This is a genomic window from Methylobacterium sp. Leaf465 (assembly GCF_001424705.1).
Lineage (GTDB): Bacteria > Pseudomonadota > Alphaproteobacteria > Rhizobiales > Beijerinckiaceae > Methylobacterium.
In genome coordinates, this window is sequence record NZ_LMRA01000023.1 from 421939 (window position 1) to 444387 (window position 22449).

Consider the following 22449-nt stretch of genomic DNA (forward strand, 5'->3'; position numbering starts at 1 on the left):
AACGCTTCGGCGACCAAATTGTGATCGATGTTGCCGAATTGCCGGGTTGACGGTCTCAGAACAACTTCATGCCCGGGGGGATCGGCAGGCCCTTGGTGAGTTCGGCCATCCGCTCGGCTGCAACCTGTTCGGCCTTGCCGCGGGCATCGTTGACCGCCGCTACGATGAGGTCCTCCAGGATCTCGCGCTCGTCGGCCACGAGCATGGCGGGGTCGATCTGTACACCCTTCACGAGGCCTTTGGCCGTCATCGTCACGCGGACGGCGCCCCCGCCCGACGCACCCGACACCTCGACGGTGTCGAGTTCGTCCTGCAGGGAGGCCATTTTCTCCTGCATCGCCTGGGCCTGCTTCATGATGCCCATGAGGTCGCGCATCGGGTCTGCCCTCTCTGTCGTTCCGGAACCGGGATGGATCACATCTGGGGCGCCACGGCCCCGGAGGCTATGTCTCGTCGTCGGGCTCGTCGGTCTCGGCCTCGCCGGTAGGCGCGGCCTCGATCGCCGGCGATCCCTCGGGCGCCTTGTCGCGCACGTCGACGATCTGCGCTCCGGGAAACCGGGCCAGGACCTCGCGAACCAGGGGATGGGCGGCGGCGTTCTGGTGGCGGGTCTCGGTGGCGGCGCGCGCGGTGGCGTCGAGGGTCGGCTCGCCGGCCTCCTTCGACAGGGCGACGATCCAGCGCCGGCCGGTCCAGGCGTCCAGGGCGCGGGCGAGGTCGTTGGCGATGCTCTGGCGCCCCCCGTCGGCGAGGCGGAACTCGATGCGCCCTTCCTCGAAGCGCACGAGGTGGACCTCGCGCTCCAGGGCCATCTTCAGGCCGATGTCGCGCTTGGCATCGGCCAGGGCGACGACGTCGGTGAACCGGAGCAGGCGCGGCCCTTCGGGCTGCGGCGCGGGAGCCGGGCTCGCGAGGGCGGGGCGCGGCCCGCCGCCATTGGCCGCCATGGTCAGGGCGGGGCGCGGCGGCGGCGCCTCCCCGGAAAAGGTCGGGATCGGTGGCAGGGCCGGGCGGCTCTCGGCCATCGCGGGGACCGGCGACGGGGATTGGGCGAGGGGCTGGGCCGCGGCACCGGAGGCTGCCGCGGGGCCCGTCAGCGCCTGGGCCTTCATCTGGCGCAGGGCCTCGTCCGGGGTCGGCAGGTCGGCCGCGTAGGCGAGACGCACCAGGGCCATCTCGGCCGCCGCCAGCGGGCGGGTCGCCGTCTGCACCTCGGGGATCGCCTTCAGGAGGATCTGCCAGGCCCGCGACAGCACGCGGACCGAAAGTGTCTTCGCGAACGCGCTCCCACGCGACCGCTCCGCTTCGCTCAGGGTCGGATCGGCGGCAGCCTCGTCCGGCACCAGCTTCAGGCGGGTGACGAGGTGGGTGAAGCTCGCGAGGTCGGACAGGATCACGGCCGGGTCTGCGCCGGCCTCGTACTGCCCGCGCACCTCCGCGAAGGAGGCCGGAATGTCGCCGCGCATCACCGCCTCGAACAGGTCGACGATGCGGCCGCGATCGGCCAGCCCCAGCATGTCGCGCACGCTCTGGGCGCTGACGAGGCCGGCCCCGTGGGCGATCGCCTGGTCGAGGAGCGAGAGCGCGTCGCGCACGGAGCCCTCGGCCGCCCGGGTGATCGCCGCCAGCGCCTCCGCGTCGGCCTCGACGGATTCGGCGGCGCAGATCCGGGCGAGGTGCCCGACCAGGGTTTCGGCCTCGACGCGGCGCAGGTCGAAGCGCTGGCACCGGGACAGGATGGTCACCGGCACCTTGCGGATCTCGGTGGTGGCGAAGACGAACTTGGCGTGCGGCGGTGGCTCCTCCAGGGTCTTCAGGAAGGCGTTGAACGCCTTCTCCGAAAGCATGTGGACCTCGTCGACGATGTAGACCTTGTAGCGGGCCGAGACCGGCGAATAGCGGATGCCGTCGATGATGCCGCGCACGTCGTCGATGCCGGTATGCGAGGCGGCATCCATCTCCAGCACGTCCATGTGCCGGGATTCCATGATGGCCTGGCAGTGCCGGCCGAGCTCCGGCATCGCGATGGTGGGGCCGGTATCGGGATGGCCGTCGCGGACGTAGTTCAGGCCGCGGGCGAGGATTCGGGCGGTGGTGGTCTTGCCGACGCCGCGCACGCCGGTGAGCATCCAGGCCTGTGGGATGCGGTTGGCCGCGAAGGCATTGGCCAGAGTCCGCACCATGGCGCCCTGGCCGATCAGGTCGTCGAAGTTCTGGGGCCGGTACTTGCGCGCCAGCACCCGATAGGGCGTGGCGGCCGGGGTCGGCTCGGGAAGGCCGGGCAGGAGCCCGGCATCGCTCAGAGGACCGGAGGTCGCGTCCATGCCGCCTTGCTGGGTTGGTGCGGCTCCGGTCGGAGGGTGCCGCCACGCGAGCCCGAGGCATCGATCGAGGTGGGAGGCTGGACGAAGACCCGCTCGGTCTCGTTAGGGCTGCTTCCTTCCGGACCTGACCCGGTTGGCGAGTGAAACGTCCCTCGCCAACCTCCCGAGGGCTATATGGCCGCCGCGCGCGACGGATGCAAGCGGACTCCGGGTATTCCAAGCGGCCTCTGGGTATTCCAAGCGGCCTCCGGGTATTCCAACCGGACTTCGCGCCTCGGAGGGCGACTCCCGACAGGCCGGTGCGGGCAGGGCGGGGAAGGCGGCCGCGGTGTGCCCGCAAATCGCCCGATCCCTGCGCCAACTTCCGCGTCCTGTCCTGATCGATGACGAGGGAGATGCCGATGACGCGGCGGTTCGGCTTGAGACTGATGGTGTCCACCGGCCTCGTGGCGGGCCTGATGGCGGCATCCGCCGCGCCCCAGGTGCCGGGAGCTTGGGCCGGGCGTTACCTCTACGAGCACGATGGCGGGCGCACCGTTGGCGGGTCGCCGATCGTCGTCACCTACGACCTCGACATCGCTCCGGGACGCGGCAACCGGGACTGTCTGCTGCGGATCGAGGGCTTCCAGACCGACGAGACCATCGTCTGCAAGGCGAGCGGTACGGACGAGCGCTTGTCCGTCGCCTTCCACACCTTCGGCGATGGACGGACGGTCAACGCCTACGGCACGCGGCTCTACGATGTCGGGACGAACCTGTTCGAGATGCGTCGGGGCGGCGATACCGTTCTGACGCAGTGGCGGGCGCTCAATCCGAGCGGTGCCGGCTCGGCCGCGCCGGCCGGCACCTATTTCACCCGCAAGGGCTGACCGCCGGAGCAATGCTCCGGCGAAAGGTCACTGCGGAGTGCGCAGGACTATTCGGCCTTGCGCTTCACGATGGCGAAGGTCTTGGGGTCGAGCTCTAGGTCGAACTGCTTTCCGTTGGCGTCGATGGCGTCGTCGACCTCGATCTCGTCGTCCTCGACCTCGATCTTCTTCCACTTGGTGAAGCCTTCCTGCTTCAGGACGGCCTCGATCTTGGTCTGCTCCTCCGGGGTCGGCTTCCGGTCGGCGAAGGCGGAGCCGGTGAAGGCGAGGCCGAGGGCGAGGGCGGCGAGGCCCGTGAGCTTGATCGACATGGTGTCTCCCTGCTGTGTCGAGGAATGTTTCTGACCTCCATCGAACCATTCAGCCCGGATGAGGTTCCTCTCGACGTCGCGCGATGGCTGCGCCCAGAGGTTGTATCCGGGGACGCCGCCCCCTAGGGTCGCCGGATCTTTCCGCCCCGAAGGTCGATCCAGCATGGTCACGCGCGTCGCCACCGTGGCGTTCGAGGGCATCGAGGCGCGGGCCGTCGATGTCCAGGTTCAGATCGCCCCCGGCATCGTCGCCTTCACGGTGGTGGGCCTCGCCGACAAGGCGGTGGCGGAATCCCGGGAACGCGTGCGGTCGGCCCTGATCGCCTCCGGCCTCGCCCTGCCGGCCAAGCGCATCACCGTCAATCTCGCCCCGGCCGACCTGCCGAAGGAGGGCTCGCACTACGACCTGCCGATTGCCCTGGCGGTGATGGGCGCCATCGGCGCCCTGCCGGCGGATGCGCTCGCGGGCTACTGCGTTCTCGGCGAACTCGCCCTCGACGGCACGATCACGGCGGTGTCCGGTGTGCTGCCCGCCGCCATGGCCGCCAGCGCCCTCGGCCTCGGCCTGATCTGCCCGGCCGCGACGGGGCCGGAGGCCGCTTGGGCCGGCGGCGACCTCGACGTGCTGGCGCCGCGCTCGCTCATCCAGCTCGCCAACCACTTCAAGGGTACCCAGGTCATGGCCCGGCCCGAGCCGGCGGTGGCCGCGCCGGGCGCCGCCCTGCCGGATCTGCGTGACATCAAGGGTCAGGAGGGCGCCAAGCGCGCCTTGGAGATCGCGGCGGCCGGCGGCCACAACCTCCTGATGAACGGGCCCCCGGGGGCGGGCAAGTCGATGCTCGCCGCGCGGCTGCCCTCGATCCTGCCGCCACTGGCACCGCGGGAGCTCCTCGAAGTCTCGATGATCCAGTCGGTGGCGGGCGAACTGAAGGGCGGAGCCCTTTCGAACCGGCGCCCGTTCCGGCAGCCGCACCATTCCGCCTCCATGGCGGCCCTGGTCGGCGGTGGCATCAACGCCCGTCCGGGCGAGGCCTCGCTGGCCCATGGCGGCGTGCTGTTCCTTGACGAATTGCCTGAGTTCACGCCCCAGGTCCTCGATTCCCTGCGCCAGCCGATGGAAACTGGGACGATCATGATCGCGCGGGCCAACCACCGGGTGACCTACCCGGCCCGCTTCCAGCTCGTCGCCGCGATGAATCCCTGTCGGTGCGGTCAGGCGCTGGAGCCGGGCTATGCCTGCCGCCGGGGGCCGAACGAGCGCTGCGTCGCCCAGTACGGCGCCCGCATCTCCGGGCCGCTCCTCGATCGGATCGACCTGCGCATCGAGGTCGGGGCGGTCACGGCCGCCGACCTGATCCTGCCGCCGCCCCTGGAGGGCTCGGCCGAGATGGCGGCGCGTGTGGCGGCCGCCCGCGCTCTGCAGTCCGCGCGCTACGCCGCCTACGATCCGGACGCCACGTTCACCAACGCCACCTGCCCGCCGCCGGTGATCGAGGCCGTGGCGGCGCTGGACCAGGAGGGGGCCGCTCTGATCCGTTCGGCCGCCGAGACCATGCGGCTCTCAGCGCGCGGCTTCCATAGGACCCTGCGCGTGGCCCGCACCCTGGCCGACCTCGACGGTGAGGCCCGGGTCCGCCGTATCCACCTCGCCGAGGCCCTGTCCTATCGCGGGCGATCGGACCAGCCAGCAGCGGCATGACGGCGCCCGGAGCCCCTGTCCGGTCGCGGTCAAGCCCCCGGAGGCCTGGGCGCAGGCGCCGGGGGGGGGGCGGCGGTGCGCTCGACCCGATGCCTTATTCGGCGGCTTGGCGCGCGGCGTAGCCGAGGCGCCCGTTCAATTCCTCGATCAACTTCACGGCGGCCTCCGCGATGACGGTGCCGGGCGGAAAGATCGCCGAGGCGCCGGCGGCGTAGAGGGCGTCGTAGTCGCCGGGCGGGATGACGCCGCCGATGACGATCATCACGTCGCCGCGGCCTTGCTCGGTGAGCGCGGCCTTAAGTTCCGGCACCAGAGTCAGGTGACCGGCGGCCAGCGACGACACGCCGACGATGTGGACGTCGTTCTCCACCGCCTGCCGGGCGGCCTCCGCGGGTGTCGCGAAGAGTGGCCCTATATCCACGTCGAAACCGAGATCGGCGAAGGCGGAGGCGATGACCTTCTGGCCGCGGTCGTGTCCGTCCTGGCCCATCTTGGCGACGAGGATGCGCGGGCGGCGCCCGTCGTTTTCCTCGAAGGTCTCCACGAGCTTGCGAACGGTCTCGACCACCGGCGACATGCCACCCACCTCCCGCTTGTAGACGCCCGAGATCGAGCGGATCTCAGCCCGGTGACGGCCCCAGGCCGTCTCCAAGGCGTCCGAGATCTCGCCCACCGTCGCCTTGGCCCGCGCCGCGTTCACGGCGAGTTCGAGGAGGTTGCCCGTCCCCCGCGCCGCTGCCGTCAGGGCCGCCAGGGCCGCGTCGACCTCCGCCTGGTTGCGCTCGGCCCGGAGCCGTTTCAGCTTGTCGATCTGAAGGGTTCGGACGTTGCCGTTGTCGACGCGCATCAACTCGATGGCGCGGTCGTCGTCGGGCTTGAACTTGTTCACGCCCACGATGGTCTGGCGGCCGGAATCGATCCGGGCCTGGGCCCGGGCGGCCGCCTCCTCGATGCGCAGCTTCGGGATGCCGGCCTCGATGGCCTTGGCCATGCCGCCCAGTTCGTCGACCTCGCGCAGGTGCTCCCAGGCGCGGGCGACGATGTCCTGGGTCAGCTTCTCGACGTAGTAGGAGCCGCCCCACGGATCGACGATGCGCGTCGTGCCACTCTCCTGCTGCAGGAAGAGCTGGGTGTTGCGGGCGATGCGGGCCGAGAAGTCGGTGGGCAGGGCCAGCGCCTCGTCGAGGGCGTTGGTGTGCAGGGACTGGGTGCCGCCCTGCGTCGCCGCCATCGCCTCGATGCAGGTTCGGGTGACGTTGTTGAAGACGTCCTGCGCGGTCAGCGACCAGCCCGAGGTCTGGCTGTGGGTGCGCAGGGGCAGCGACTTGTCGCTCTGCGGCTCGAACTCCTTGACGAGCTTGGCCCAGATCAGGCGCGCGGCCCGCATCTTGGCGATCTCCATGAAGAAGTTCGTCGAGATCGCCCAGAAGAACGACAGACGCGGAGCGAACTGGTCGATGGTCAGCCCGGCGGCGAGGCCCGCCTTGATGTACTCGACACCATCGGCCAGCGTGTAGGCGAGCTCGAGGTCGTTCGTCGCCCCGGCCTCCTGCATGTGATAGCCGGAAATCGAGATGGAGTTGAACTTCGGCATATTCTTCGAGGTGTAGGCGAAGATGTCGCCGATGATCCGCATCGAACCCGCCGGCGGGTAGATGTAGGTGTTGCGGACCATGAACTCCTTGAGGATGTCGTTCTGGATCGTGCCGGCGAGCTTTTGCGGCGGGACGCCCTGCTCCTCGGCCGCGACGATGTAGAGGGCCAGGATCGGCAACACCGCGCCGTTCATCGTCATCGAGACGGTCATCTCGTCGAGCGGGATGCCTGAGAACAGCGTCCGCATGTCGTAGATCGAATCGATCGCCACACCGGCCATGCCCACATCGCCCGAGACGCGCGGATGGTCGGAATCGTAGCCCCGGTGGGTTGCGAGGTCGAAGGCCACCGACAGGCCCTTCTGCCCGGCGGCAAGGTTGCGCCGGTAGAACGCGTTCGAATCCTCGGCCGTGGAGAAGCCGGCATATTGCCGGATCGTCCAGGGCTGGGTCACGTACATCGTCGGGTAGGGGCCGCGGAGGTAGGGCGCCACGCCCGGATAGGTGTCGAGGAACTCGATGCCTTCGCGATCCTCGGGGCCGTAGACGCCCTTCACCGGAATGCCCTCGGGCGTCATCCAGGGCTCGCCCGTGGGCGGCACCGGAGCCGGCACGGCATCGGCCGCGTAGGGAACGGTCGCGAAGTCTGGGATGCGAGACGTCATGGGCTCTGGCTCGTGCGGCGGCGGCGTCCCGGCATTATAGGTACGCGCGCAATCTGGGCTACTCCTAACCGGACTTCGCCCGGATGGGGGCGGCAAAACCGTCACTTTCGCGCAAGCGGCCGGCAAATCTTTTCGGGCCGCTGCCAAAACTTTCTTGTCGGACGGCCCTACTCGGCGGCCATCCGTGAGGGGGCAAGACCCTGAACCTCGGCGGCGACGGCCGCCACGACGCTGCGCAGGTGCCAGACCAATTCCGAGAAGCCCGGCGTGATCGCGAGGCTCGCCTCGTTCATGTAGAGGCCCCGATTGATCTCGATCTGCAGCGCGTGGCGCTCGACGTTCGGCTCGCCGTAGTGCTCGGTGATGAAGCCGCCCGCGTAGGGCTTGTTGCGCAGAACGCGGTAGCCGCGGGCGCGCAGGTGGTGCTCGAAGGCGTCGATCAGGATCGGCGCGCAGGCGGTGCCGAAACGGTCGCCGAGGATGATGTCGGCCCGCGCCGCTTCGTCGCGCCCGAGGCTCGACGACGGCATCGAGTGGCAGTCGATCAGGATGGCGTGCCCGAACTGGCGCGCCGTGCGCTGGATCAGGCTGCGGAGCGCGCGATGATAAGGCTTGTACAGGGCCTCGATCCGCTCGACCGCGGCCGCCACCGGCAGACGTCCGCGATAGATCTCCTGACCGTCGGCCACGAGGCGCGGGATGGTGCCGAGGCCGCCCGCCACCCGCATGGAGCGGGTGTTGGCGAAGGCCGGCAGGCGTCCGTCGAACATGCGCGGGTCGAGTTCGTAGGGCTCGCGGTTCACGTCGAGGAAGGCCCGCGGGAAATGCGCTCGCATGAGGGGCGCCCCGAGATCGACCACCGGGGCGAACAGCCGGTCCACGTGCGCGTCTTCCGAGCGCCGCAGCGCGAGCCCGTCGAGGCGCGAGGCGGCCAGGAAGGCCGGCGGGTAGACCGTGCCGGAATGCGGCGTGTTGAAGACGAAGGGGAGGGTATGCGCCGTCGGCTCGTCCACCGTGAAGGGCGGATCGAAGGCTGCCGCCCCGGACGCTTCGGGGGTCTGGAACGGCTCTGTCATCGCGGCGCGGGCGCCTCGGTGCGGACGGGACAACGCATCGCCCCACTTTGCGGGTTGCCGACTCGCCTGTCCAGCAGGACGGGCGTGCCGCAAGGCCGCCGCTCGTGCCGTTGGACACCCCCGCCCCGACGGGTCGGCAACGTTCTGTTTACCAAGCCGGTGCTTTGTGGAAAGAACACGTCGAATCAAAGGTACGGGACGCTGCTCGATGAAGATCCTCCTGGCGGAAGACGACAACGACATGCGCCGCTTCCTGGCCAAGGCGCTGCAGAACGCCGGCTACGACGTGCTGTCGTTCGACAATGGGCTGTCGGCCTACAATCGCCTGCGCGAGGAGCCCTTCGAGCTGCTCCTCACCGACATCGTGATGCCCGAGATGGATGGGATCGAGCTGGCGCGCCGCGCCACCGAACTGGACCCGGATATCAAGGTGATGTTCATCACGGGCTTCGCCGCCGTGGCTCTGAACCCGGATTCGAAGGCCCCCAAGGACGCCAAGGTCCTGTCGAAGCCCTTCCACCTGCGCGATCTCGTCAACGAGGTCGAGAAGCTGCTGGCCGCCTGAGCATAACCGCCGACACCCCCACCGAATCGAGGCAGTAGGAAGAGCCTGCCTGCTCGCCTATATGCTGTACGGATTGGGATGGGGCGTTTCGACGATGAAGCCGGTCACGATCTATACAACCGCGTGGTGCCCGTACTGCTCGGCGGCCAAGAGCCTGCTGCGCGACAAGGGCATCGCGTTCACCGAGATCGACGTCGAGCGGACATCCGGCTCGCGCACCACCATGGTTCAGCGCGCCGGGGGCCGCACGAGCGTGCCGCAGATCTTCGTCGGCGACACCCATGTGGGTGGCTGCGACGACCTCTATGCCCTGAATGGCGCCGGCAAGCTCGACGCCCTGGTGGCCGCATGAGCGACGCGCCGAAATTCACGGCCGCCTGCGTGCAGATGCGCTCGGGCCGCGAGCCCCTCGCCAACCGCGACGCCGCGGTGGCCCTGGTCCGTGAGGCCGCGGATGCCGGTGCGCACTACGTCCAGACCCCCGAGATGACCTCCCTGGTGGAGCGCAGCAAGGCGAGCCTGTTCGAGAAGGTCACGGCCCAGGACGACGACCCGACGCTGGCGGCCCTGCGCGACGTCGCCCGCGCGCGCGGCATCGTGATCCAGATCGGGTCACTCGCCGTGCGCAACGGCGACAAGGTCGCCAACCGCGCCTTCCTGATCGATGCGGAGGGGGCGATCACCGCCTCCTACGACAAGCTCCATCTCTACGACGTCGACCTGCCCAACGGTGAGCGCTGGCGTGAATCCGCCACCTATACGGGGGGCGCCTGCGCCGTCGTCGCGTACACGCCGTGGGCGGCCATCGGCCTCGCCATCTGCTACGACATCCGCTTCCCGGCCCTGTACCGGGCCCTGGCGGAGGCGGGCGCCACCGTCCTGACGGCGCCGGCCTGCTTCACCAAGCAGACGGGGGAGGCGCATTGGCACGTGCTGCATCGGGCCCGCGCCATCGAGACCGGTTCGTTCATGATCTCGGCGGCCCAGGGGGGGCACCACGAGGACGGGCGCGACACCTACGGCCATTCCCTCATCGTCGATCCCTGGGGCCGGATCCTGGCCGACGCCGACGGGGCCGAGCCGGGGGTGATCCTCGCCGAGATCGACCTCGCCCGCGTGGCCGATGCCCGCGCCCGCATTCCGACCCTGCAGCATGCCCGCCCCTTCACGATCCAGCGGGTGGGGCGCCCTTCCTGACGCCGCTCGCACACGTCTTCCGAAAACCGTGACCCGATGATCCGCTATACCCTCGTCTGCGAGGCCCAGCACGGCTTCGAGAGCTGGTTTCCCTCGAGCGATTCCTTCGATGCGTAGGCGGCGCGCGGACTCGTCTCCTGCCCGGTCTGCGGCTCGGTCCGGGTCGGCAAGAGCATGATGGCGCCCTCGGTCGCCCGAACGGATCGCGGTTCCCGCGCCCCGCCGGCCCCGGCGGGTCTCTCCTCGGAGGCGGGCTCGATCCCCGCGGCACCGCACACGACACCGCAACTGGCGCTCACCGAACCCGAGCAGCGCCTGCGCGCCCTGATGTGGGCCATGCGCGAGGCGGTGACGCGGAACGCCGACGATGTCGGAACGCGCTTCCCGGAGGAGGCCCGGCGGATCCACTACGGGGAGACCGAGACCCGAGCGATCTACGGCGAGGCCAGTTTGGACGAGGCGCGCGCCCTCGTGGACGAGGGCATCGCAGTGGCGCCCCTGCCGCCGGCCTCCGACGACCGGCATTGAGTCTCAGCGCTTCAGCGCGGCGGTTCCGGCTACCGACGCCAGGGCGAAGGCGATGAGCGCGTTCCAGCCCGCGAGAGAGATCCCGGCCAGGCGCCAGGCCGCCGTGGAACAGTCGGCCACGCGCGTGCTCTGGAGTGCGTTCAGGAAATCGCCGACGTCGGACGGATTGGCGCCCGCGCCGCCCCCGCAATCGGTGGGTCCGGCCCAGAGGCTCCACTCCGCCCCGGCGTGATAGACGCTGAGTCCGGCCCCGTAGAGAAGGCCCAGGGCGGCGAGGCCGAGGACGAGGCGGGTGGCCCGGGCGGGCAGGACAAGGCCCAGGAGCGCCAACGGAATCGCCGCGTAGTAGGGAATCCGCTCCTGCAGGCAGAGTTTGCACGGCACGTAGCCGAGCCCCCACTGAAAGTACCAGGCGCCCGCGAGCGTCAGCACGGATCCGACGAGCAGGAGGAGGGCGGCGCGGCGCAGGCGCAGGAGCGAGGCGTAATCCATCTCTCTAAGATCACCTTGGTCTAGAGCAACACCTTGAACAGCACGAAGCCGAGGATGATCACGGCGACGGAGATCGCCGCCACCACGTTGAGGTGGCGGTCGAGCACCCCCCGGATCTGAACGCCGTAGCGGCCCAGAAGTCCCGCCAGGATGAAGAACCGGGCGCCCCGCGTCAGCAGCGACAGCACCACGAACCAGAACAGGTCGTAATGGGCGAAGCCCGAGGTGATGGTCACGAGCTTGAAGGGGATCGGCGTCAGGCCCTTCAGCAGGATCACCCAGTGTCCGTACTCTCCGTAGGAGGCCTGGAAGGTGGCGGCCTTGTCGGACAGGCCGTAGACCCGAAACACCCACTGGCCGATGGAATCGAACAGCAGGGCGCCGATTGCGTACCCGACGAGGCCGCCCGCCACCGAAGCCAGGGTGGTGATGAGGGCGTAGAACCAGACCCGATCCGGCCGGCTCACCGCCATCGGCACCAGCATCACGTCCGGCGGCACCGGGAAAAACGAGCTCTCGGCAAAGGCCACCGCGCCGAGGGCGTAGGGTGCGGAGGGCTTGCCCGCGAGCGCAAGGATCCACTCGTAGAGGCGACGGATCATAAAGGGGTCCGAGAGGGCTGGAGGGGATGGGCGGCGCCCTTTGACCATACGGCGCCGTCCATGGCGAGCGCTCGCAGACCGCACTGCGAAGAAAACACCACTGGCCGAAACCGGGAAGGTGTGCGATGACGCGACCGCTGCGGGCGTGGTGGAACTGGTAGACGCGCCGGACTCAAAAAGTGGTTTGTCTACTATTTTACAGAAAAATGCGACGAGCCGAAAACGGTGTGTTTTCAATGGGTTGTGAGGGAAGAAAAACAGGCTGACGATATTTGGATTTCGCTCTAGGTGCAGTATAGGTGCGAAGAGCGCTTGCTAGAATCGGCGGCAAAATGCGGGTGTGGTGGAACTGGTAGACGCGCCGGATTCAAAATCCGGTTCCGAAAGGAGTGTCGGTTCGATTCCGACCACCCGCACCATTCTTCGAGACCAAGTCAACAATTAAGAGCGTGAAAGTGACGAACCGGCGGCCGTCCATCGTCCGCTCGGGACTGGGACTTAATGTCCGACGTGCCGCAGGCAAGCGGGTGTTCGAGGCACCTGGTCGATCGCGAATGCAGCCGCCATGCGTTGACACCCGTCAGATGGTTCGCACCAGCAGGTCGATGAAGCGCCGCACCTTCGGTGCGAGATGTCGGCGGCTTGAATAGATGAGGCTCATCGCCACCGGCGACGCGGCATGGTCCGTCAACAGCACGACGAGCCGCATGCCTTTGACGCGCTGCGTCTCGGCGGCGCGGCCTATATCCTCTACCTCGCCTGGCAGGCAGTGAGGCCGGGTGGATGGTCACCGTTCCAGATGCGTGATCTGCCCGATGACAGTCCGCGCAAGCTGTTCATGATGGGGCTTCTGACGAACCTCCTGAACCCGAAAATCGCTGTGATCCACCTGTTGCTGCTGCCACAGTTCATCAGTCCCGAGCGTGGCAACATCATGGGGCAGTCGCTGGCGCTCACAGCGACGCAGATCGGCATCAGCGTGACCGTCAACGCGCTGATCACGATCGCAGCCGGTTCGATCGCAATGTTTCTGGCCAACCGGCCGACCTGGCTTGTCGTCCAGCGCTGGCTGATGGGAACGGTGCTGGCCGGTCTCGCCGTGCGAATGGCGGCTGACGCGCGTCGGTAATCCGGTAGAGGTAAAGGGCTTCGCCCGGTTCCATGATGGGTCGGGTTCGAGAGAGAGGCTCTCGGCGCCCGTCATGGAGATCTCCCATGACCCAGGTTCTCGATGCGCGCTGCGACAAGAGCGGCGGCTACACGGTGGACGTGACACGCGTCCAGCGGATCGGCCGCGTGTCGTCGGAATGGTTCTCGCGGCCGGCGGACCAGCGCTTCCTGTCGCTGTCGGACCTCGCGCGCTCGGTGCGGGACCGGGCCGACCGCAGCCGCACCCGCATCGTCGAAAGCGCGCTCATCCATGTGGAGGCGAGCCGCAACGATCCCGAACGGCTGTCGCTGATCCTGCCCGGTGCCGACGCCCCGGTCGCGCCGACGCACTGGAGCTTCGGCCAGCTCGCCGCCCAGGTCGGTGCGCCCACCGCCTATCTGCGCCAGCTTCCCGCACCGCTTGCCGCGATCAACCTGCAATACGGGCTGACGTCCAACCGGGCAGAGCAGATCAAGACCTTCGAGACCGAAGAAAGCCGTACCGAGCTGCGTGCCGTCACCGGACCGGACTATGGCCGCATCTACGATCACGAACTGGTCAAGGCCGTGCAGCGCATCGCCGGCAACGGCACGGGCGATACCCGGTGGAAGGTGCCGGGGGTGCTCGACTGGTCGACCGGCATCTACAATCCGCGCGTCGACGTCACCACCGACACGACGACGCTCTACGCCTCGGATCGCGATGTCTTCCTGTTTTTGGTCGACGATCTGAACCCGATCGAGGCGGGGCGACTGCCGGACGGCTCGCCCGACCTGTTCTTCCGCGGCTTCTATGCCTGGAACTCCGAGGTCGGGGCGAAGACGCTCGGCATGGCGAGCTTCTATCTGCGCCCTGTGTGCCAGAATCAAAACCTATGGGGCGTCGAGGACTTCAAGGAAATCTCGATCCGGCATTCAAAATAGGCCGCCAACCGGTTCGCGCAAGAGGCCGCGCCAGCGCTCATGAACTTCGCCAACTCGTCGCCCACGCCCTTCGTCAACGCATCAAGGCGGCGCGCGAGCGGACCGTCGCGCGCACCGACGAGGATCGCACCGACTTCCTGCTTCGGCGCAACTTCTCCAGGGCCGATACAGCCAGCATCATCGAAACGGTACGGGCCGAGGAAGGCCGCCCGCCCGAAAGCATCTTCGACTTCGTGCAGGGCATCACCGCCGTTGCACGGGACAAGCCGCACCAGGATGCCCGCCTCGACATGGAGTCAACGGCGAAGAAGGTGCTCGACCACGCCACCTGAAAGCCGCTAAGCCGGAGATGTGAGTTTACGGATCTCCGGTTTTTCCTCCAGCCTCGAAACACCTTCAGGCCTTCACGGTCAGCTTCGGACGTCCTCTGCGCTTCGCCTCTGCTGCTGCGGCGACCGGCCCTTCCGGCGGGATCGACGCTTCCGGTATGGCCGAGGCCTGCCGCGTCTCGCCGGGCGTTTCGCCGGGCTTTCGGCCGAGCCCGATCGCCTTTGCCGTCGCCCGCCGACTGGCCGAATAGTCCGGCGCGACCATCGAATAGTCGGCCTTCAAGCCGTAGCGCGCGCGGTACTCGTCCGGCGTCAGGCCGTGCGTCGAAAGATGCCGACGCAGCGTCTTGTAGGGCTTGCCGTCGATCATCGAGAGGATGTGCGCCGGATTGGCCAGCGACTTGCGGGCGGAGACGGCGGGGACATGCTCCGGCGCGGTCGCGAGTGCCACCGGCTCTTCGACGGACGCGGACAGGCCCAGCACCGCGCCGTGCACCGACGACAGGAATGCCGGTACGCCCTCGGCGTCGATCCGCATGTTGGGGTTGGACAGCCACGCGATCGTCAATTCCGTTGCCAGTTCGACCGCATTCATTTTGTCGGACACTCCGCTTTCCCCGATTTTTGTCGATGATCCTTCGACTATAGACGCACCGCCAAAGATTCCGGGGGCGTTTGAATTCATCACGAATCGTTTCGCCGGTCGGTGGAATGTCGTGTCAGCATACATCTCTGCCGAAGATCTGCCGACGATCCAGGAAGGTGGGGGAGAGGAAGAGTTCTGCGCTTCGTAGGGAGATCGTCGCGAGCCGGGAAAGAGGTTCGCGGTCCCGGTCTTTCCTCGCGCGTCTGGAGCCAGCCATGCCCACGATCTTCATCGGCGGATCGCGCCGCGTCTCGCATTTTCCGCCCGCGCTCGCCCGACGTCTCGACGCCATCGTCGCGGGCGGCCACCGCATCGTCGTCGGGGATGCCGATGGGGCCGACACCGCCGTCCAGAGCCACTTTCGCGGGCACGGCTACGATCGGCTGACGGTGTTCTGCTCCGGCGATCTCCCCCAGAACAATCTCGGGCGCTGGCCGGCCCGTCGCGTGGCGGTGCCGAAGGGCGTTCGCGGCTTCGCCTTCCACGCGGCCAAGGACCGGGAAATGGCTGAGGTCGGCGACTTCGGGTTGATGATCTGGGATGGCCGAAGCCCCGGCATGATTCTCAATTTGCTGCGCCTCGTCGCCGGCGGGCGTCCCTGCGTGCTCTGCAATCTCGGCCGGCAGGACACCGCGACGATTCGATCAGTCGAGCGATGGCGCGCCGTGTTCGAGCACTGCACTCCCGCCGTCAGGACCGCCATCCGCGCGCGGGCAGCAGCGGACGAGTGATCGAGCGCCACTGCGGGATCTGTCGCCGTACATCCGTAGACCCGCAAACGTGCCTTTGCGTGTTCCCGGCTTTGCGCCTTCGTGTCCTTCCGCATCCGTGTTCGCGCGGCGCTGCCCTTCTGAGAGGAGGAGGGCGGCGCTTCGCTTCGTGACGGGTTTCGGGTCGGGAGAGTGGCTCTCGGCACCCGTCGCGGAGTACGGAACATGGCGACAGCCGTTCAGAAGATCACGCTCGCGTCCGCGCGCGGCATTCCCTTCAACAAGCCAGTGCTTCCCCAGTCGAACGTCCGGCGGGTGAAGGCCGGCGTCTCGATCGAAGAGATGGCCGAGTCCGTCGTCCGGCGCGGCCTGATCCAGAGTCTGCATGTCCGGGCCGTCCTCGATGCGGAGGGCGGCGAGACAGGCATGTACGAGGTGCCGGCCGGCGGGCGGCGGTTCCACGCGCTGGCGCTGCTGGTCAAGCAGAAGCCTGAACAAGACCGCGCCGGTGCCGTGCGTCGTCTCGGATGCGGCGAATGGCATCCTGATCGACGAGGTGTCGCTGGCCGAGAAGATCGAGCGCGCGCCGCTCCATCCGCTCGACCAGTATCGTGCCTTCCAGGCAATGCGCGACAAGGGCATGACCGAGGAGACCATCGCCGCCGCCTTCTTCGTCGGCGTCAACGTGGTGAAGCAGCGGCTGCGACTGGCGGCGGTGTCGCCGGTGCTGCTCGCCATCTATGCCAAGGACGGCATGACGCTGGAGCAGCTCATGGCCTTCACCGTGTCGCCGGACCATGCGCGACGGGAACAGGTCTGGGACGCCATCCAGAAGTCCTACAACCGCGAGGCCTGGCAGATCCGGCGGATGCTGACCGAAGCCGCCGTGCGGGCGTCCGACAAGCGGGCGCGGTTCGTCGGGATCGAGGCCTATGAGACGGAAGGCGGCGTGGTGCTGCGCGACCTCTTCGAATCCGACGACTTCGGCTGGCTGCCCGAGCCGCTGCGTCTCGATCCGGCCGAGGACGCAGCCACCGTCACCGGCTTCGATCCCGACTCCGATGCGGACGAGGGCAGAAATCTGCCTGCGTTCCTCTCCGACGATCCCGACGACGAGGATCGGGCCGATGGCGCCGGAGAGGCCGAACTGCTCGCCGCCGAGTGACGCCGGGTGGCGGGGCGGCCCCGGTCGCCCCGTTCGCCATCATCCCCCATTGATGCCCGGCCGATCGTGTCCTGGATCGCCGGGGTTCTTCGCTCGGGAGCCTGACCGAGGCGCTGCGCGCTCTGGCGCTGGCTCTACCGGCAGCTCGAGGGCGAACACAACCATCGGACCTCCGACGCCATCGTAGACGAGGCCATCGCCGACAACGACTTTACGTTCGCGCTCATCAGCCGGCGGTTCGACTGATGGCCCCGAGTGCCCGCCTCGCGACAGGCAGCTTTTCCCATGCTTGCTGTCCCAGCGTCTTCAGCGTCTTCAGGGAGAGCTGAAGGCCGGAATACGATCCGACAGGCCAAGCCTCACCGGAGATTGGTATTGCTGATCTTACCTTCAGGTATCGGTGGGAGCGTGGAAGCGGGCGCAGTCGCTGTGATAAATGCGGATCCGGGAGGCACCTCGGGACCGGTCAATGCGTCATTGAAGATCTGATTGGCGATTGCCAGACCCAGCGGGACGCCACCGGTCATCTCGCCCTCAACTCCATGGCCATTGGGGCCGTGGCCGGCGTATATCATGTTGGCCGCGTCGATGCCGCCAGGATCTGGAAAAGGAAGCGGGATCTGAGACTGGTCGATCGCAGGCGAGGTTTCGCCGAATGCGTCGAGGGCTGGATCGATCGTGACGCGATCCGGCCGTTCGGTTCGGGCGTTACGGTGACGAGGATTGCCCTTCGTTGGCGGACACGGAGACCGGCCTCACACCGGGCGTTTGTCCACGACCCAAGTCCCGTTCCGCAGTCCCACCCTGGTTCCGTCGGCAGATCAACGAACGGGTCCGAGTTGGCCGCCGTCGGGCCGGACCCGGCTGCGTCTGCTGGGCTATTGTCACGAACAACCGATTGTCACCTTTCGTGCGGGGCACAGCCGTCCCGCTTCGGACGTGTGAGCGTCGCCCTCCACGCGCTGCCGCCCTTCACGTGGCCGAAACGCTTTCACGAACCCGTTGCGTGGCGCCCTCGCATGGGCTACCAGAGCGGCACGGTCAGCACCCGTAGCTCAGCTGGATAGAGCGTTGCCCTCCGAAGGCAAAGGTCACACGTTCGAATCGTGTCGGGTGCGCCAACAAAATCAAGCACTTAGCTATTGCCAGGCGGCTCATCTCACACAGTGAGCCCACATAGCCGTGCTTGTGGCCCGTCATGTGACCTAGCTCACTGACCTGAAGAGGCCCTGCTACCGTAGGACAAGTTGTCCCGGAGCACCCTCCTGGTGCGCGCTCTCACCTTCGCCCTGCCCATCATCCTCGGCCTCGCGGTTCCGTCCCTCGCCCAGGCGCCAACCCCCTCGGCAGCGCAAAGCGCTCAGCGTGAGCGGATGAAGAGTTGCAACGTCGATGCGGGCTCGCAGAAGCTCTCCGGCAGCGCGCGGAAAGGCTTCATGGCTGACTGCCTCGCCGGCAAAGCCGCGACGCCAACCAAGGAGCTGACGCCGCAGCAGGCCAAGATGAAGAGCTGCAGCACCGATGCCTCGGCCAAAAGCCTGGACGGCACGAAGCGCAAAACCTTCATGAGCACCTGCGTGAAGGGGTGAGGCCGAGCGGCGGCGGGTCGAGGCAACAAGTTTGAGGCCGGGATCGAACAGCTTTCAGCGGGCGGGAAATGGGTCGCATCGGCTGGCCCGGCGGCGCCCCTAGGTAAGCGGCATGGATCGCAGCTTCCCCATGACCCGGGCCGCCGGGCTCGACGGCCTCTCCGAATTCCTCGCCGGCGCCGGTGCGGCCTACGCCGCCGACCGCAACACCGATCGGGGGCGTGAGCACACACCGACGACGTCGGCGCTTTCGCCCTATCTGCGCCGTCGTCTGATTACCGAGGCGGAGGTCGTGGCAGCCGCCGACCGTGCCTTCGGTGACGGAGGCGCGGAGAAGTTCGTGTCGGAGGTGTTCTGGCGGACCTACTTCAAGGGGCACCTGGAGACCCACCCCTCGGCCTGGACGGAAGCCCTTGCGCTCGCCGCCGCGGACCATGAACGCCTCGCCGCCGAGCCGGGCCTGCGCCGCACCTACGAGGCGGCCACCGAAGGGCGGACCGGCATCGACGGCTTCGACGACTGGGCCCGCGACCTCGTCGGGACCGGCTGGCTCCACAACCATGCGCGGATGTGGTTCGCCTCGATCTGGATCTTCACCCTGCGGCTGCCATGGGCGCTCGGTGCGGACTTCTTCATGCGCCATCTTCTCGACGGCGACCCGGCGAGCAACACGCTGTCGTGGCGCTGGGTGGCGGGCCTGCATACCCGCGGCAAGCACTACGTCGCCCGGGCGGAGAACATCCGCCGGTATACGGAGGGCCGCTACGATCCCGCCGGTCTCGACGAATACCCCGATGCGCTGGACGAGCCGATGCCGCCGCGCGAGGTCGCGCTGCCTCCGGCCGATACCCCGCCGTCGGGCGACGTCGCGCTGCTCCTGCACCTCGACGATCTTCATCCGGAGAGCCTGCCGCTGGGCGGCGCGACGGTCGTGCGCATCGGCGGCCTGATCGTCCATGCGGATGGGGCGTCCGACCGGGTTCGGTCCGCGGACGAGGCGGCGATGGCAGATGCCCTGGCCCGGGCCGAAGCGCATTTCGGATGCCCGGCGGCGGAGGTCGAAGCCGGGTGGGCGGACGACCTGCCGGTGATAACGGCCTGGGCGCCGGTCGGACAGTCGGCGGCGGCGTTGCCGCTTGGCTGCCTGCGCGTCCGCCGGGGCTGGGACGAGACAGCTTGGCCGCGATCCGCGCGCGGGTATTCCCGCCTGCGCTCCGCAATTCCGTCCGTACTGGCGGCCCAGGCCTGATCCTACCTCCTTGCGGCGGCTAATGGTTCGTTAACCATGCGGTCGGCAATCCTTACCGACGCCATTGAAGAGCCCGAGGCGCGCGCTGACAAAAGGATCCAATCATGATCGAGGCGGCCCTCCTTATCGCGCTAACCGCTGCCCTCAGCGCTGCCGCGGCTGGAGCCATTAGCGAGCCGGAAGATTGATGAGCCAGAAGCGACGGGCTCGCCCCGATTTCGATCCCCTGACTGAAGCGCAGCTCATCGCCGGGCGCACAACCGCCCGACGTGTCCTGCTTCAGCCCTCGACCGACCAAAATCTCGGTGAGTTGTTGAACGCGATCGACCACGTCGCTGAAGCGGCCACGGGAGAGCGGAGCTTCCTGCATCTGAAGCCGAGCCGGGCGCCGGTGAAGTACTGAACGGTCGGCTAGGCTGAGAGAACACCAGCATGCCGACACAACTTCGGGCAGACGTCGTTCGGGCGCTTGACGCCGCCACCGAGCAGGTGCGAGCTCATCGCGTGTGCGCCACCACGTTTGTCGACGATGTTATGCGGCTGGTGGATGGGACGCTCCGCTTCCTCGAAGCAGACCAAAGCATATGGCAAGCGCACCGTACGATCCTCGAAAGGCTCGAAACCATCACGCTTCTGATGGAGTCGGAGAAAGCCGCGACCGTCGCGGGGCCTGCAGCCGGACTCTCTCCGCGGGCCCTGTCGACGGCCCGTGCGCATGCAATCGAAGCTATCGATCACCCGCGGACGAAGGTATTAGGTCAAGGTCGCGTGAACGCCGCCGGCGATCGGGTAGGCCTCGGGCAAGCAGGCGCGCTTATCGGCTGACAGCCTGCCCACACCCAAAGGCCGACGCCACCAAAGCGCCCAAGCGTGCTAACCGGTAGTATGCCTCGCTGGTTCTTTCTCCTCTTCTCTATCGCGCTCGGCCTGTCCGTTGTCGGTGGCGTGCTAATCTTCCTGCGGTCACCGACGCCGGTCGAGCAGCCTCAAAACTGAGCCCTCGTGCGCGCGCTTGCCACTTTGATCAGGCGTCCGCCGTCGGCAACTGCGCGACCTGCCTGGTATAGCGCGGGCTGCGCATCTCGAATTTCGTCGACCAGGTACGCTTCTCGGTCAGGCCGGCGCGGGCTGGCACGACGGCGCCCCGGCGGAAGCGCGCGTTACAGGCGTCCATCGCTCCCATCAGCGGCGCCCTGTGCTCGCGGTCGAGGTGCCCGATCAAGCGAGCCTTCGAGAAAGTCGTCGGCCGGCGACGGGAAGCCGGCGCAGAACGCAGCGCCCTGGATCAGGATGCGGACCGTACCGGCGCTATGGGGCGGAAGCTCCGCGATCTGAAGGAGCTTCATCGGCCGCCGTCCGGGGTGATCGCACCGTCGCGGATGTAGCCGCGCGAGATGAGCCCTGAAGGAGGGTGGATGCCATGCCTCGCAAACGCTTCACGAATGAACAGATCGCCTTCGCCCTGCGACAGGCGGAGAACGGCACGACGGTGGACGAGGTCTGCGCGGCGAGATGGGCGTATCCGAGCCGACCTTTTATCGCTGGAAGAAGCAGTTCGTCGGCATGGGCGTACCGGAGATCCGACGGCTGAAGCAGTTGGAGGACGAGAACGGCAAGCTCAAGCGGTTGGTCGCAGACCTGACGCTGGACCGCTCCATGCTGCAGGACGTCCTCAAACGAAAGTGGTGAGGCCCGCCGCTCGCCGTGAGGTCGGTGGTCACCTGCAGGTGGCTTACGACATCAGCGAGCGTCGGGCCTGTCTGGCTACGGGCTTCGGCCGCTCGTCTCAGCGCTACAGGAAGCGCTCGGACCCTCAGGTCGCGCTGCGGATGCGGTTGAAGGAGTTGGCTGCCTCACGGGTGCGCTACGGCTACCGGCGGCTGCACATCCTGTTGCGACGGAAGGGATGGGAGGTGAACCATAAGCGCACCTACCGGATCTACTGTGACGAAGGGCTGTCGATCCGGTCCAAGCTGCCCAAACGCAAGGGGGCTTGGCGGTATCGCCAGGGACGACCGGCGATCCGTGGACCCAACGAGGTCTGGGCCATGGACTTCGTATCCGACCGCATCTTCGACGGGCGTCCGTTCCGGATCCTGACGGTTGTCGATTGCCATACGCGAGAGGCGCTCTCCCTCACGCCGAGAGCTAACTTCCGCGCCTTCCAGGTGACCGAGGCTCTGGACGCCTTGGTCAAGCTGAGGGGACGGCCCAAGAGCTTGCGGGTCGACAATGGACCGGCTTGCGGGTCGACAATGGACCGGAGTTCGCCGGTCGCATGCTCGACCAGTGGGCCTACCTGAACGGGGTCGAGATCGACTTCTCACGACCGGGCAAGCCGACCGACAACGCCTATATCGAGTCGTTCAACGGCCGCCTACGAGCGGAATGCCTAAACGCCTCGTGGTTCCTGTCGCTGGCTGATGCCCGCGACCGCATCGAGGACTGGAGGTGCCACTACAACGACGATCGGCCCCATACGGCCCTGGGCGGCTCGACGCCACGAGCCTTCGCCAACCAAGCTGTCACAGCCCGAGAACTTGCATAGGCCGTGGACCACAAACGGGGTCAACTCCAAACATGCAGTAGCCTCTCAATCGGCTCGGTCCAAAATACCGGTCAGGTCAACATCCCAACCGCGTTCTGGCGAACGACTTGTGGCTGCAGGAAGCATCGTTTATTTTCTTAATGAATCGTACAAAGGCGGTTCCATTTTATTGCGGTCGATAAGGCAGGAGTGTCCTTAAAGGCCGTTGGTCTTTTCC

18 protein-coding genes, 2 tRNA genes, 1 other RNA gene and 7 pseudogenes are annotated in these 22449 nt (G+C 67.5%); 18 read left to right on the forward strand and 10 right to left on the reverse strand.

The features are described from left to right. Window positions 1-55 precede the first annotated feature (55 nt). The 3 genes from ASG51_RS14220 to ffs all read right to left on the reverse strand — a co-directional run bounded on the left by ASG51_RS14220 (window position 56) and on the right by ffs (window position 2489). Window positions 56-376, reverse strand: a complete 321-nt coding sequence (locus tag ASG51_RS14220) for a YbaB/EbfC family nucleoid-associated protein (protein ID WP_056215279.1) — start codon at window positions 374-376, stop codon at window positions 56-58. Between the two features lie 67 nt (window positions 377-443). Then, a complete protein-coding gene (locus ASG51_RS14225; protein WP_056381441.1) occupies window positions 444-2324 on the reverse strand; it encodes a DNA polymerase III subunit gamma/tau in 1881 nt (626 codons plus the stop codon). Between the two features lie 68 nt (window positions 2325-2392). Further along, window positions 2393-2489: signal recognition particle sRNA small type (gene ffs / locus ASG51_RS23490), an RNA gene on the reverse strand. A 236-nt stretch (window positions 2490-2725) separates the two neighbouring features. Between ffs and ASG51_RS14230 the strand changes: the two genes are divergently transcribed. Then, the gene (locus ASG51_RS14230) at window positions 2726-3193 is read left to right on the forward strand and encodes a DUF5991 domain-containing protein (protein WP_156389712.1); all 468 of its coding nucleotides are present in this window, start codon (window positions 2726-2728) and stop codon (window positions 3191-3193) included. 47 nt (window positions 3194-3240) lie between these two features. Here ASG51_RS14230 and ASG51_RS14235 read toward each other — a convergent pair whose 3' ends face one another. Next, window positions 3241-3504 (reverse strand): PepSY domain-containing protein, encoded by a 264-nt coding sequence (locus ASG51_RS14235; RefSeq protein ID WP_156389713.1) that lies wholly within the window; start codon window positions 3502-3504, stop codon window positions 3241-3243. A gap of 163 nt (window positions 3505-3667) precedes the next feature. Here ASG51_RS14235 and ASG51_RS14240 point away from each other — a divergent pair, with 163 nt between their 5' ends. Continuing rightward, window positions 3668-5203 (forward strand): YifB family Mg chelatase-like AAA ATPase, encoded by a 1536-nt coding sequence (locus tag ASG51_RS14240; protein ID WP_056275636.1) that lies wholly within the window; start codon window positions 3668-3670, stop codon window positions 5201-5203. A gap of 94 nt (window positions 5204-5297) precedes the next feature. On the opposite strand, the gene scpA is transcribed toward ASG51_RS14240, so the two are convergent. Together scpA and ASG51_RS14250 are read right to left on the reverse strand one after the other, a co-directional pair. Further along, complete coding sequence (scpA, locus tag ASG51_RS14245; protein ID WP_056381443.1) at window positions 5298-7463, reverse strand: methylmalonyl-CoA mutase; 2166 nt, start codon at window positions 7461-7463, stop codon at window positions 5298-5300. A gap of 167 nt (window positions 7464-7630) precedes the next feature. Then, a complete protein-coding gene (locus ASG51_RS14250) occupies window positions 7631-8539 on the reverse strand; it encodes an N-formylglutamate amidohydrolase (protein ID WP_056215295.1) in 909 nt (302 codons plus the stop codon). 208 nt (window positions 8540-8747) lie between these two features. On the opposite strand from ASG51_RS14250, the gene ASG51_RS14255 reads away from it, so the two are divergent. The 4 genes and pseudogenes from ASG51_RS14255 to ASG51_RS14270 all read left to right on the forward strand — a co-directional run bounded on the left by ASG51_RS14255 (window position 8748) and on the right by ASG51_RS14270 (window position 10829). After that, complete coding sequence (locus ASG51_RS14255; RefSeq protein ID WP_003603128.1) at window positions 8748-9104, forward strand: response regulator; 357 nt, start codon at window positions 8748-8750, stop codon at window positions 9102-9104. A 94-nt stretch (window positions 9105-9198) separates the two neighbouring features. After that, entirely contained in the window at window positions 9199-9456 is a 258-nt protein-coding gene (gene grxC, locus ASG51_RS14260; RefSeq protein ID WP_056215299.1) for a glutaredoxin 3, read from the forward strand. Further along, on the forward strand, window positions 9453-10301 hold the full coding sequence (locus tag ASG51_RS14265) for a carbon-nitrogen hydrolase family protein (protein ID WP_056381445.1): 849 nt from the start codon (window positions 9453-9455) through the stop codon (window positions 10299-10301). Before grxC ends, ASG51_RS14265 begins: the two co-directional genes overlap by 4 nt. A gap of 36 nt (window positions 10302-10337) precedes the next feature. Continuing rightward, window positions 10338-10829 (forward strand): annotated as a pseudogene (locus ASG51_RS14270) (DUF1178 family protein). Between the two features lie 3 nt (window positions 10830-10832). Here the strand turns inward: ASG51_RS14270 and ASG51_RS14275 are convergent. Together ASG51_RS14275 and ASG51_RS14280 are read right to left on the reverse strand one after the other, a co-directional pair. Next, on the reverse strand, window positions 10833-11321 hold the full coding sequence (locus ASG51_RS14275; RefSeq protein WP_056352735.1) for a disulfide bond formation protein B: 489 nt from the start codon (window positions 11319-11321) through the stop codon (window positions 10833-10835). A 20-nt stretch (window positions 11322-11341) separates the two neighbouring features. Beyond that, a complete protein-coding gene (locus ASG51_RS14280; protein ID WP_056381447.1) occupies window positions 11342-11923 on the reverse strand; it encodes a YqaA family protein in 582 nt (193 codons plus the stop codon). Between the two features lie 334 nt (window positions 11924-12257). Between ASG51_RS14280 and ASG51_RS14285 the strand changes: the two genes are divergently transcribed. The 3 genes and pseudogenes from ASG51_RS14285 (at window position 12258) to ASG51_RS14295 (ending at window position 14328) form a co-directional block, all read left to right on the forward strand. Further along, window positions 12258-12342 (forward strand) — tRNA-Leu (locus tag ASG51_RS14285). Between the two features lie 284 nt (window positions 12343-12626). Continuing rightward, window positions 12627-13052 (forward strand): annotated as a pseudogene (locus ASG51_RS14290) (LysE family translocator); the annotation flags it as partial. Window positions 13053-13138: 86 nt separating this feature from the next. Beyond that, window positions 13139-14328, forward strand: a pseudogene (locus ASG51_RS14295) (DUF932 domain-containing protein). A gap of 64 nt (window positions 14329-14392) precedes the next feature. Here the strand turns inward: ASG51_RS14295 and ASG51_RS14300 are convergent. After that, on the reverse strand, window positions 14393-14932 hold the full coding sequence (locus ASG51_RS14300; RefSeq protein ID WP_244480152.1) for a MucR family transcriptional regulator: 540 nt from the start codon (window positions 14930-14932) through the stop codon (window positions 14393-14395). Window positions 14933-15186: 254 nt separating this feature from the next. Between ASG51_RS14300 and ASG51_RS14305 the strand changes: the two genes are divergently transcribed. From ASG51_RS14305 to ASG51_RS14335, 8 genes and pseudogenes are all read left to right on the forward strand, one after another. Beyond that, window positions 15187-15702, forward strand: a complete 516-nt coding sequence (locus ASG51_RS14305) for a hypothetical protein (protein WP_056381449.1) — start codon at window positions 15187-15189, stop codon at window positions 15700-15702. A 204-nt stretch (window positions 15703-15906) separates the two neighbouring features. Then, window positions 15907-16696: pseudogene (locus ASG51_RS14310) on the forward strand (ParB N-terminal domain-containing protein); the annotation flags it as partial. Window positions 16697-16966: 270 nt separating this feature from the next. Continuing rightward, window positions 16967-17092 (forward strand): annotated as a pseudogene (locus ASG51_RS25085) (antitoxin of toxin-antitoxin stability system); the annotation flags it as partial. A 798-nt stretch (window positions 17093-17890) separates the two neighbouring features. After that, a tRNA-Arg gene (locus ASG51_RS14315) sits at window positions 17891-17967 on the forward strand. Between the two features lie 147 nt (window positions 17968-18114). Continuing rightward, entirely contained in the window at window positions 18115-18435 is a 321-nt protein-coding gene (locus ASG51_RS14320) for a PsiF family protein (protein ID WP_056381602.1), read from the forward strand. Window positions 18436-18547: 112 nt separating this feature from the next. Further along, entirely contained in the window at window positions 18548-19684 is a 1137-nt protein-coding gene (locus ASG51_RS14325; protein WP_244480153.1) for an FAD-binding domain-containing protein, read from the forward strand. A gap of 187 nt (window positions 19685-19871) precedes the next feature. After that, entirely contained in the window at window positions 19872-20087 is a 216-nt protein-coding gene (locus tag ASG51_RS14330) for a hypothetical protein (protein ID WP_056381453.1), read from the forward strand. A gap of 29 nt (window positions 20088-20116) precedes the next feature. Then, window positions 20117-20509: a hypothetical protein gene (locus ASG51_RS14335; protein ID WP_056381455.1), complete on the forward strand. Its 393-nt coding sequence runs from the start codon at window positions 20117-20119 to the stop codon at window positions 20507-20509. Between the two features lie 199 nt (window positions 20510-20708). On the opposite strand, the pseudogene ASG51_RS14340 reads toward ASG51_RS14335, so the two are convergent. Then, window positions 20709-20906: pseudogene (locus ASG51_RS14340) on the reverse strand (DUF4113 domain-containing protein); the annotation flags it as partial. Between the two features lie 198 nt (window positions 20907-21104). Here ASG51_RS14340 and ASG51_RS14350 point away from each other — a divergent pair. Continuing rightward, a pseudogene (locus tag ASG51_RS14350) lies at window positions 21105-22232 on the forward strand (IS3 family transposase). Window positions 22233-22449: the final 217 nt, after the last annotated feature.

Coding starts and splice junctions, on each gene's coding strand:
- ASG51_RS14220 (WP_056215279.1), bottom strand. CDS start 376: ATGCGCGACCTCATGGGCATCATGAAGCAGGCCCAGGCGATGCAGGAG.
- ASG51_RS14225 (WP_056381441.1), bottom strand. CDS start 2,324: ATGGACGCGACCTCCGGTCCTCTGAGCGATGCCGGGCTCCTGCCCGGC.
- ASG51_RS14230 (WP_156389712.1), top strand. CDS start 2,726: ATGACGCGGCGGTTCGGCTTGAGACTGATGGTGTCCACCGGCCTCGTG.
- ASG51_RS14235 (WP_156389713.1), bottom strand. CDS start 3,504: ATGTCGATCAAGCTCACGGGCCTCGCCGCCCTCGCCCTCGGCCTCGCC.
- ASG51_RS14240 (WP_056275636.1), top strand. CDS start 3,668: ATGGTCACGCGCGTCGCCACCGTGGCGTTCGAGGGCATCGAGGCGCGG.
- scpA (WP_056381443.1), bottom strand. CDS start 7,463: ATGACGTCTCGCATCCCAGACTTCGCGACCGTTCCCTACGCGGCCGAT.
- ASG51_RS14250 (WP_056215295.1), bottom strand. CDS start 8,539: ATGACAGAGCCGTTCCAGACCCCCGAAGCGTCCGGGGCGGCAGCCTTC.
- ASG51_RS14255 (WP_003603128.1), top strand. CDS start 8,748: ATGAAGATCCTCCTGGCGGAAGACGACAACGACATGCGCCGCTTCCTG.
- grxC (WP_056215299.1), top strand. CDS start 9,199: ATGAAGCCGGTCACGATCTATACAACCGCGTGGTGCCCGTACTGCTCG.
- ASG51_RS14265 (WP_056381445.1), top strand. CDS start 9,453: ATGAGCGACGCGCCGAAATTCACGGCCGCCTGCGTGCAGATGCGCTCG.
- ASG51_RS14275 (WP_056352735.1), bottom strand. CDS start 11,321: ATGGATTACGCCTCGCTCCTGCGCCTGCGCCGCGCCGCCCTCCTCCTG.
- ASG51_RS14280 (WP_056381447.1), bottom strand. CDS start 11,923: ATGATCCGTCGCCTCTACGAGTGGATCCTTGCGCTCGCGGGCAAGCCC.
- ASG51_RS14305 (WP_056381449.1), top strand. CDS start 15,187: ATGCCCACGATCTTCATCGGCGGATCGCGCCGCGTCTCGCATTTTCCG.
- ASG51_RS14325 (WP_244480153.1), top strand. CDS start 18,548: ATGGATCGCAGCTTCCCCATGACCCGGGCCGCCGGGCTCGACGGCCTC.
- ASG51_RS14330 (WP_056381453.1), top strand. CDS start 19,872: ATGAGCCAGAAGCGACGGGCTCGCCCCGATTTCGATCCCCTGACTGAA.
- ASG51_RS14335 (WP_056381455.1), top strand. CDS start 20,117: ATGCCGACACAACTTCGGGCAGACGTCGTTCGGGCGCTTGACGCCGCC.